The sequence below is a fragment of the Bacillus sp. 2205SS5-2 genome (genome assembly GCF_037024155.1).
In the GTDB taxonomy this organism is placed as follows: Bacteria; Bacillota; Bacilli; order Bacillales; family Bacillaceae_K; genus Bacillus_CI.
The window spans coordinates 21546-32207 of the sequence record NZ_JAYKTS010000039.1 but is presented as its reverse complement, the minus strand read 5'-3'; the positions used below and the strand labels follow the sequence as shown (position 1 = coordinate 32207).

General features: G+C 38.1%; 7 protein-coding genes. 2 read left to right on the top strand and 5 right to left on the bottom strand.

Going from position 1 to position 10662, the window contains the following annotated elements:
- The first annotated feature begins 560 nt into the window (after positions 1–560).
- Positions 561–1406: a pyrroline-5-carboxylate reductase gene (gene proC / locus U8D43_RS18715; protein ID WP_335872687.1), complete on the top strand. Its 846-nt coding sequence runs from the start codon at positions 561–563 to the stop codon at positions 1404–1406.
- A 458-nt stretch (positions 1407–1864) separates the two neighbouring features.
- On the opposite strand, the gene U8D43_RS18710 is transcribed toward proC, so the two are convergent.
- Entirely contained in the window at positions 1865–2515 is a 651-nt protein-coding gene (locus tag U8D43_RS18710) for a methanogen output domain 1-containing protein (RefSeq protein WP_335872686.1), read from the bottom strand.
- A 736-nt stretch (positions 2516–3251) separates the two neighbouring features.
- On the opposite strand from U8D43_RS18710, the gene namA reads away from it, so the two are divergent.
- A complete protein-coding gene (gene namA / locus U8D43_RS18705; RefSeq protein ID WP_335872685.1) occupies positions 3252–4268 on the top strand; it encodes an NADPH dehydrogenase NamA in 1017 nt (338 codons plus the stop codon).
- Between the two features lie 236 nt (positions 4269–4504).
- Here the strand turns inward: namA and U8D43_RS18700 are convergent, their stop codons facing one another.
- The 4 genes from U8D43_RS18700 to U8D43_RS18685 all read right to left on the bottom strand — a co-directional run bounded on the left by U8D43_RS18700 (position 4505) and on the right by U8D43_RS18685 (position 10661).
- The gene (locus tag U8D43_RS18700) at positions 4505–5770 is read right to left on the bottom strand and encodes an ATP-binding protein (protein WP_335872684.1); all 1266 of its coding nucleotides are present in this window, start codon (positions 5768–5770) and stop codon (positions 4505–4507) included.
- A gap of 940 nt (positions 5771–6710) precedes the next feature.
- The gene (gene rnz / locus U8D43_RS18695) at positions 6711–7649 is read right to left on the bottom strand and encodes a ribonuclease Z (RefSeq protein ID WP_335872683.1); all 939 of its coding nucleotides are present in this window, start codon (positions 7647–7649) and stop codon (positions 6711–6713) included.
- Positions 7650–7692: 43 nt separating this feature from the next.
- On the bottom strand, positions 7693–9963 hold the full coding sequence (locus U8D43_RS18690; RefSeq protein ID WP_335872682.1) for an ABC transporter permease: 2271 nt from the start codon (positions 9961–9963) through the stop codon (positions 7693–7695).
- Entirely contained in the window at positions 9960–10661 is a 702-nt protein-coding gene (locus tag U8D43_RS18685) for an ABC transporter ATP-binding protein (protein WP_335872681.1), read from the bottom strand. Before U8D43_RS18685 ends, U8D43_RS18690 begins: the two co-directional genes overlap by 4 nt.
- Position 10662: the final 1 nt, after the last annotated feature.

Below are 10662 nucleotides of genomic sequence, written 5' to 3'. Positions count from 1 at the left end.
TTTGAATCAAATTTGGGAAAGTGGTAGACTGTTTCATAGGGACGCTCCTTTTTAAATTGTTTGTGTCGTAACAACAATTTTACTAAAAGGGCGTCCTTTTTTGTAGTTTTTTAATGGATTTAATTGGTTAATCAACACTCTTGAAGATATACAAAAGCTCTTTGTATGAAAAAAGGCATATTTAGGCATCGTCAAATTAGTAAGTTTGCCTCAAACATACCGGGTTTATACCGTTATTGGGATTGAAGTTACTTTTTTTCATGATAGGCGGTGGCGGGGTGACGTGAGCGCTGCCATCGAGTTTTTCGTATACATTGTGGCTATTTCATCATATTTTTGATTAAATCTTCCATTTCACTGTTGAATTCCATCAAAAATAGACGAAATGATGCCCGAAACAAAGCTATATCCTAGATAATCAACTGATTCAAAAAGCCACAAACTTTGCAAAGCAGCCTTAGGAAAAGAGCAACTAGTCCTACCAGTAAAGAATTTCACTCTTATTCGAAAACCATGCTCTTTGCGAGTACAGCCTAAACAAAAGAAAAGGAGGGGTCAAAATGAAAACGGTTTTTATCGGGGCAGGATCTATGACAGAGGCCATCCTCACAGGTACTTTAAAAGCAGGAGCTCTAAATAATAAAGAGGTTTGGATAACGAATAAACGTAATCAAAAAAGGTTAGAATTTCTTTCCAAAAAATTCAATATTCACTCAACCTATGACCTATCCTTGTTATTGAAAAATGTTCAAGTCGTCCTACTAGCCGTAAAGCCAAAAGATGCTTACGAAACGATTTCTTCCATTAAACCTTTTCTCTCAAAAGAGGTTCTGGTCATTAGTGTTATGGCTGGAATTTCTACAAAGCTTCTTGCAGAAATGATCGGGTTAGATTTACCAATCACGCGTGCAATGCCTAATACCTCTGCAGCGGTAGGTCACTCTACAACTGCGCTCACATTTAATTCATCTATGAATACTTCTTTAATAGAAACGACCCATTCTCTTTTCCAATCAATCGGATTTGTTACGTGCATCGAAGAAGATCAGCTCGATCTAGTCACAGCCCTTACTGGAAGTGGACCCGCTTATTTTTATTATTTGGTTGAACAAATGGAAGCCGCAGCGGAAAAATTAGGACTAGACAAACAAACCGCCTCTCTTCTTGTAAAAGAGACATTTTATGGAGCTGGAAAAATGCTAAAATCATCTCCTAAAAGAGCTGTTGACCTCCGAAAAGATGTTACAAGTCCAGGTGGAACAACCGAAATGGGCATTCACATCCTCGAAACACGTTCTGTAGACGTCGCCCTTTCACAATGTATAGATGCAGCTACACGACAAGCAAAAACACTTCGACTTCAAGTTCAGAACGACTTATCAGAGAAAATGAACAATATTAGATAAGCAGAACCTGTTTGTTAATAGCTGTTGTTCGCAAAGAATGTTGCATTTCGTACCAGTCGATAAAAGAGCCTTGTTCATCGTCCTTCGAGCCCACTATTCTGCACGATCCCAAGCAACCCATGATTTCTAAATCAAAAAAACACTCCTTTTCCGCGTATTAGAAAGTGTCCAAACCTAAAAGATTTGGACCCTTTTCGTTTATTTTTTCATGGCGAAAATCCTTTATTTCTCGGACAACACCTCTTTTTCCGTCTCTTCAAGAAATTAGTTAGGATGGATGCAGAAAAAACGAAAAAAAATTTCATCTGTGATGCCCCTTAAAATCATCAAAAAGACGAAGAACTTATTGGCAAGAAAAAGAGCTAGAAAGGTATTTATTAAGGAACATAGACTTGTCGAATAGCCCGACGTCTAAGTAGAACAATAATCTCCTATCCGGAAAACTACAGTTACTTAGATTAAGAGCGATTTTCTTGTTTCACTTGATTGCGCAATTCCTCTAGTTCTCCTAGTAGCTTCATCACCAGTTCATCACTTCTTTTTAATTGTTCGTTTAACATAAGAAGCGCTTCTTCTTCCCACCGAAAAGGGTTTCCTTGATCAGGAGTATGCTTCAAATTTTCATATACATCCCCATCTATTTCTTCTTCTGTCTCGTCTGTTTGACGAAAATAGACTGCAACTTCACAACCTGGGTCACCAACTGCTATTCGTTTTCGCAGAAAGACTTCTGAATAGCCAAATTTACGTGACGCAATCCCGCCAAATACACTGGAAGTCATATTACATAAATGAGGAGCATCCTTTACGACATCACCGAATGGGCAAGCCTTTGCTTTTACAACAACATGATCGGGATGTACGGATGTAATATAAAAATGACCACCAATTGAATTCTTTAAATCTACAATAACTTCGGCATATTGATTTACAGTCCAAGTTGAATTTTTTTCTCCGTAAAAACCCTCAATCCACTCTCCAGTACGAAAACCAATTTGACGGATATATTCATTCGCCGTTTTTCCAACTGTTTTTTCATGAATATGAGCATATTGTGTTATAAGCTTTGATAAAAAAACGGTTCCTGTTAAGGTATTATTACGCTCCATCTTATATCCCCCTATACGAAATTGCTAGTTTTGATTATGCAGTGCTCAAACCCCCTTCTTCACTCCACAGATCAGCATTCTTACAAACGGAAAAAGGGTTAGTGAAATATAAATGGTGCTCTATGCTGAGCTCTTTTTGTATACCTTATTGCAATTTAATTTAGACTCATTTCGTATATATTGTGGCTATTTCATCTGATTTTTGATTAAATCCTCCATTTCACTGTTAATTTCCAGCAAAAATAGACGAAAAGGTGCTCTGAAGCCAATCTTTTTCGGATGATATACTGCTGAGAAAAGCAACGTTCTTTGCGAAAAAACCTTAAATTATTACCTTTGTAATTGTTATACTGAACTCTTCCCCATTACTCAATTCTCTAACCTTATAAAACTAATATATAGCTAAATAATTTTCAGCAATACAGGGTACGTTTCTCTAGGCACACTAGGATTAACCGGGTGAAAGGAAGACAGAAACACACTCCATTTCCCATTTTACATTTTTATACTTTATCTGAAAAACCCTTTTTGAGTAACGGTTTAGAAAAAACACCAAAATTTAATTCCGAAATCAGATACTTCTTATATCGTCTCTGAACTGGGAATTCAAACGTAGTTCCTTCATCTCTTTCTAAATTGTGGATGATTATTAAAAAGATAGGCACATCCTTTCCTTCTCATTTCTTTGCTTGCTATACTATAAAGTATGAACACCAAACGAAATAGGAGGATTCAAATGAAAACGAAACTTTTTGAATCATTTCAAATTAAACAACTTACGATAAAAAACCGAATAGTCATGGCTCCTATGTGCATGTATTCGTCTCACAATGAAAATGGAAAAGTAGAAAATTGGCATAAAACACATTATACTAGTCGAGCTGTTGGGGGTACAGGTTTAATTCTACAAGAAGCGACAGCTATTACTCCTCAAGGAAGAATTTCAAATCAGGATTTAGGAATTTGGTCAGATGAGCATATCGAGGGATTATCTCAGCTAGTATCTTTAGTCAAAGAACAAGGTAGCGCTATCGGCATACAACTTGCTCATGCAGGCCGAAAAGCTATGATAGACGGGGAAATCTTGGCACCATCAGCACTTCCCTTTAATGAAAAAATGAAGACACCAAAAGAAATGACACTACAGGACATTCAACAAACTATCCATGCTTTTAAAGAGGCGGCGCTCAGAGCAAAAAAGGTGGGATATGATGTCATCGAAATTCATGCAGCACATGGGTATTTAATCAATGAATTTTTATCACCACTAACCAACCATCGCCAAGATTTTTATGGCGGAAGCCCAGAAAAACGCTATCAGTTCTTACGAGAAATTATCGATGAAATCAGCGCAGTTTGGCAAGGGCCTTTATTGGTACGAGTCTCAGCAGATGATTACCATCCTGAAGGTTTAGTTGCAAAAGATTACGCTCAGATGAGTCTTTGGATGAAGAAACAAGGTGTCGATTTAATTGATGTTAGTTCAGGGGCTGTGGTTCCTGCGGAAATTCCTGTCTTCCCTGGGTATCAGGTGAAGCTTTCTGAAATCATTAAGCACGGGGCCGAAATTTCAACAGGAGCAGTGGGGTTAATCACTAGTGGGTTACAAGCAGAAGAAATTCTTCAAAATGACCGGGCCGATCTCATCATGATTGGTCGAGAATTATTGCGAGATCCGTACTGGCCAAAACAGGCGGCTCAAGTTCTCGGTGTAGACATTCAAGCACCTAAACAATATGTACGAAGCTGGTAAAGTCATGTTTGTAATAGTTCTTCAAAGAGCACGAACATCCGGTCATGGAACAGCAAACAGCGTCTCTTTTTAAGCATAATTGTTAGGGGCCCCATTGAACAGGCGGAAATTCATCAAGATTTTCCGCCTGTTTAGATTACTCCATTCCCTTATTAACTAGGAAGAGTTTGAAACACTTTAAACGTAAAACAAAGCGCTAAAAAGGAAGAGTGTCCCTCCCCCTTTTTAGCGCAATCTTATAAACGGGATTTCGGCATTAATGAAAAAACTAGACGAAAGCTAGATCCTTCTCCAAGTTTACTTTGGGCATACATTTTCACGCTCATTTGCTCAAGTATTTGATATGTAACCATCATTCCCAATCCTGTCCCGTTATGATTCTTTGTCGTAAAAAATGGCTCACCCAATCTTTTAATTTGCTCCGCTGTCATGCCAATGCCGGAATCACAAATCACTAATATGCCTTCTTCTTTGGTGGTATTGGTTTTCAGACTTAAACTTCCCCCTGTCGGCATTGCTTCAATACTGTTTTTTAGTAGATTAAGAAGCGCCTGCCTAAAACGGTTTTTATCACCACGAATTGCAAAATCCTCAATTTCCGACACAATTTGAACGCTATTCATGTTAGCCATCGGTCGGATTACTTCTATTAATTCGTCGACCTCATCTTTTAAAGATAACGTTTGAAATTGATCTAACGTTGGTTTTGCAAACGTCAGAAAATCATTAATTACTTCTTCGGCTCTTTCTAATTCTGATAGAGACAAGGTTACATATTGAAGCTTTACAGAATCTGTCTCTGTTTCTTTTAATAGTTGTAAAAAACCCTTTGTAGTCGTCAATGGATTTCGGATTTCATGGCTCACACTGGCTGCCATGCTACTGACCATTTCCATTTTTTCCGCATATACCATTTTGTGTTTTAACAGATAATGATTAATAATAAATTCAACGATTAAAACAATCATAAACATACAAAGAATACAAACAAACATCCCCACTAGAATGATTTCTATCGGAATATATAGTCCCCACAACAAATTGGCCACTGTATAAGCAAACATAGGGGACAGAGAGATTAACAAACTTCCTACAACAATTCGCTTTTTACTAGAATATTGCCAAAATTTCTTTGAAAGCATCCCTGCAATCAAGAGGAAAAGTCCATTATTAATCAACGTGGAAAGAATTCCGTATCCTTCTGTTATTGCTCTCACCGACATCGTGACTAGGAACAACCCTAAGGCAACCCAAGGTCCACCGTATAACCCCCCAAGAATCATCGGAATGATTCGAAGATCATACTGAAAATCAGATGTAAGTTGGAAAGAAAAAACTATACAGAAAATGATTGAAATGGATGCTACGATAAAAATAAAAACTCTTCGCCTTCGAACGCTAGAAAAACAGGTAATGTAGTGATCCAAAATAAGTAATCCAATTATAGTAACCACAAGAATAAATAGATGATTGAGTAAAAGCGTATTGATCATGAGCTCCATCTTCATACTCCTCCCACTCCAACCAGTCACATCGCCACAAACGAATCTTACCATTATTATAGTCTTTAATTCGACTAACTCACAACCAAAAAATCCCGAAAACACCTCTTTTCCGATCTATTTATACTAATTTCTACATAAAACCTCCTTCTTCTTCGAATTTTTTGAGTCGAATTAGTCAAAAATGAAGAAAAATCGGAAATTCTTGATGAATTTCCGATTTTTCACCCTCTATTATTCTTTCCAAATTCGTTTAATCCTGACATCACTACTAGATGCAATCCTGATTTCAAATACATCTGGATTCGACATCGCTAAAAGCTCTTCGTACCCAAATGCTTAATCAAAAAGTTGAAGAAGAATGCATTGATTTCCATGACTAACTAAAACAATATTTTCTTCACTTGTCGAAAGAGCGTCTTTTACCATACTTTCTGCTAGATTGATACCAGATTAAATCGATTCCTCGCCTTCAAAAACGAGGTCCACCTCTTCAAAACTCTTTTTCAACTTATCTTTCCAATCCGTAAAAAATGAACTACATAGTACCCTTTCTCCTAAATGAGAATCTCGGATTATGGACACTTTCGTTCGTTTGACAGAGGAGAGATGGTTTCAACGGCTCAGATAAACGGGATAGAATAAATCGAATCGATTTGTTTTCTTTAAGGCTCTTTTCGTATACATTGTGGCTATTTCACCTGATTTTTGATTAAATCGCCCATTTCCCTGTTGATTTTCATTAAAAATAGACGAAATCATGCCCGAAACAAAGCTATATCATCATTTATAGGCTTGTGCGAAAAGCAACAAACTTTGCGAAAACAGCCTTCTTGAAAGAAATCAAACAAGGCATCCGCCTGCCTTTCTCCTTCCTTTGTCAAGGAGGATGTAAAAGACTATCCTGTTGCTTTAGCGTGGCGCATAAGATAGATTGTTTTCATTCTTTCTCCACCAGACGGAAAGGAATCTCAACCTCCAGAAAATCCTGAGCGAGGACAGTATTTTCAAAAAGTGTTTTTGCATCACTTTCTAGCTGTTGTGCATCTACCTCTGTGTATCGCGAACTTATATGTGTTAAGATGAGCTTTCTGGCGTTTGCCTGACTAGCAGTATGAATCGCTTGAGAGACGGTAGAATGGTAATATTCCCACGCCATCTCTTCATTCCCATCCGCAAAAGTTGCTTCATGAACGAGCACATCGGCATCCATTGTGAGCTCGACCGCAGCTAGACAAGGTCTCGTATCCCCAAGTATAGACACAATTCTCCCTTTTTGGCTCTCACCTAGAAAATCCTTCCCTTCTAAGATAGCCCCATCCTCAAGAATGACTGTTTTCCCTTCTTTCAATTCTCGATAATATGGCCCTGGCATGAAGCCGCTTTTCTTTAATTTATCAACTAGTAAGGGGCCTTTTCGCTCCTTTTCTTCAATTCGATACCCATATGTTTCAATGGCATGATCGAGTTTTTTAGCGGTAACGAGAAAATCCTCATCTTCAAAAACCATTTCCTCTTCAATTTCTATTACTTCAAGTGGATATTTCAAATGGGTTTTGCTGATTGACAAGGCCACTGAAATAAATTCCTTTAAACCTTTCGGACCGTAAACTGTTAACTTACCCTCGCCTCCTTGAAAGGATCGACTTCCTAGTAGACCTGGTAATCCGTATATATGGTCTCCATGTAAATGAGTAATGAATATTTTTTCAATTCGTCTAGGTTTTAAACGGGTATGGAGAATTTGGTGTTGAGTGGCTTCCCCACAGTCAAAAAGCCATACGACTCCTCTTTCTTGTAGTAGCTTTAATGCGACAGAAGAGACATTTCTCAACTTTGCAGGCACTCCTGCTCCTGTTCCTAAAAAAAGTAATTCCACCTTACACACTCCTTCAACACTGTCAACGCCATTTTACCATAGATTACGCTTCTTGGCGCTTTAACACCTCTTGTAGAGACACCCGCTTTAATTTACGCTTGGATATCCATAACGAAGCCCAGTACGCCCCAAAGATAATGAGAAAACCGATGATAAATAAGCCAGGCGTTATTGCCACAGGCAAAGCATAATTCGTTTCTTTCGCTAAAGACTTCATAAGCGCATCAATGCTCAAAAGTGCTGAAGGTACTCCAAGTCCATATGAAATGATAACGACAGGTGTATAAATATTCAGCATCCAATGGCTGACAGTTTTATCCTCATACCCGATGACTTTTAATAGCGAAATGCTCGTGATATTTTCTTCAACAATTAAATTTGTGATGAGCGTAATGATAATCAGTCCGATTAGAAAGGCCAGCCCTGACATAATCAATAAGGAATACCGCATGGGTCCCATCATGTTTTCCAATGATTGCATTAATTCTTGCTTATTTTCTATTTGATAAATCCCCTCTTTGGCCACTGGCTCTTCCTGAGTCCATTTCCCCATATACGAGTTTTCGGAAAAATCATTCCATGCATTTAGCGTCGACCTTTGCATATAGACACTTGATCCCGCATAAAGCTCAGCAATTCCAGCTACTTTAATGGTTTCTTCTCGACTAGAGGCAGTTAACTTCAACGATAGTTGATCTCCAACCTCTACACCAAGAGCGTACGCGACGACTTTATTTATTATCAAGCCTTCCTCTAATTGATCTTTCAGTGACTCATTGTTTGAATTTTTAAGAGATATCGAATCTGTTTGACGATCGAGTCCAAAAAGCTGCAGTCTTTGATCGCTAACAGAGTACCACTCCCCCTTTCGATTCACTTCAATGACCTCTGCTTCGCTGATAGTAAAGACATCTTCGGAGGAGTCAGAAGATTGCTTGAGTTCTTGATAGTAAACACCATACTCATAATTGAGTCCCTCTTTATACGTTTTTGTCATTAACGTATCGATAGAGTTCATCGAGATAAACCCGTACATTAACAGCATGGTTGCAAATAAAATTCCAAGCGTAAGATATAGAATTCTCCCGAAGTTTTTCGAAAGCATTCGTAGCCTAAAGCGAGTGGAAAATTTTTTTATTTTAGTAAAACTGAAGTGAAATCTCCCCTCTGCACTCTGCTTAGCGAGTGGTTTTATCAGTCTAATAGGAAGAATATTCACATATTTACGAATGACAACATAACCGACTAAAATAAGGAGCAGGGACGGAATTATCAAAGCACCCATGTACTGAATGGGCGTGAGTGTCCAACGAGAAAGAACCGGGAGATTAAAGTAATATGTGTACATATTCGTCATAGGTACAGACAAAAGCAAACCGAAAACTAAACCGATTGTCGAACCTAGAATACCAATTACTAGCGGATATAATAAATAAGCTTTCGTTAATTCTCTTGATTGGTAGCCCAGTGCTAATTGAGTTCCAATTTGTTTTTTCTGTGATTCTAACCGTCGTTTCACCAAAATCACCACCATCATCACAGCGATAACAGAGATGAACAGTGGAAAAACAGTGGCAAAGGACTTGGTACTTTTAATTTCTGTTTCAATATAAGAAATTCTAGGATTATCTTGGGCATTGGTCCACTTAATAATAGGCGACAAGAGTGAAACTGCTTTTTGAAGAGCTCTCTCTCCTTCCTTATTATCCCATTTACCGAGATAATACACACTCGGCTGAGCAACCTCTTCAAATGCTTCTTCCGGTAAAAGTCCCACTCCAAAAGCGGCCGGATCATTAATCAGGGCCGACTCATTTTTAAGAGAATAAATATAATCTGGAATATAGACAAGTCCTGTAATGATTCTGCCTTCTCCTTCAATTGAAATAGATTCACCGATTGAATAAGAATTGCTGTCGGCAAACGTTGCAGACAGCGCAATTTCATTTCTATTTCCAGGTAAAGTTCCTTCCTGTAAATAGGGAGTGTTCACCCGATTTGGCACCGAGAACACACGCAACACTTTTTCATCTTCCAACGACATATCATAGCTGAGTCGTTTTTCTAACATAACATCATATTCCGCCTCAAGCTCCAACAAATCCTCATCATTTAACGCTGTGGCGACATAAAAATGAAAATCCTCCTGAGCATATTCTGTTTTAAATTGTTCATTGCTGTTTTCTACTGCACTCAGTGATGCACTCAACATCACATATAATAGAACAGACAAAAGAATAAGCAAAATCACACCACCATACTGCAATTTGCTAGAAAGAATATCCTTCAGCACGCTTTTTGGTAGCTTTTTCATACCCATTTCACCTTCTCAGCGTCAATCGGTTGTTCATTCTCTTCTATAGAGATTACTTCGCCGCTTTTCATTTTTACAATCACATTCGCCATTTCCGCTAAACCAGGATTGTGAGTGATAATCATAATCGTCGTTTGATATTTTTGATTGATTTCTTGAAGAAGACATAAAATTTTTTTTCCGGTGTCCTCATCAAGTGCCCCCGTTGGTTCATCACATAATAATATCTTTGGGTTTTTAACAAGAGCACGAGCAATCGCTACACGTTGCTGTTCTCCTCCACTCAATTGGTGAGGGTATTTATGAACATGATGTAGCATCCCCACTTTGCCTAAAACTTCATCGATGTCCAGTGGTGATAAACTAACCTCTGCTCCAATTTCTACATTTTCTTTTACCGTTAAGGTGGGAATTAAATTATAGGATTGAAAAATAAACCCAACAAAATCTCGTCGATATTTTGTTAGTTCTTTTTCTTTCATTTTATGTAGTGATTGTTCAAAAACCAATATTTCTCCTGAATCACTCTGATCAATTCCGCCAATAATATTAACTAGCGTACTTTTCCCCGATCCAGAGGGTCCAAGAATAACCGAAATCGATTGTTCCTGTACTTGTAAATCAACCTTTTTTAAGGCCTGAACCTGAACGTCTCCCGATAAATAAGTTTTTGAGATGTTTTTTAGAATAATTGTCACC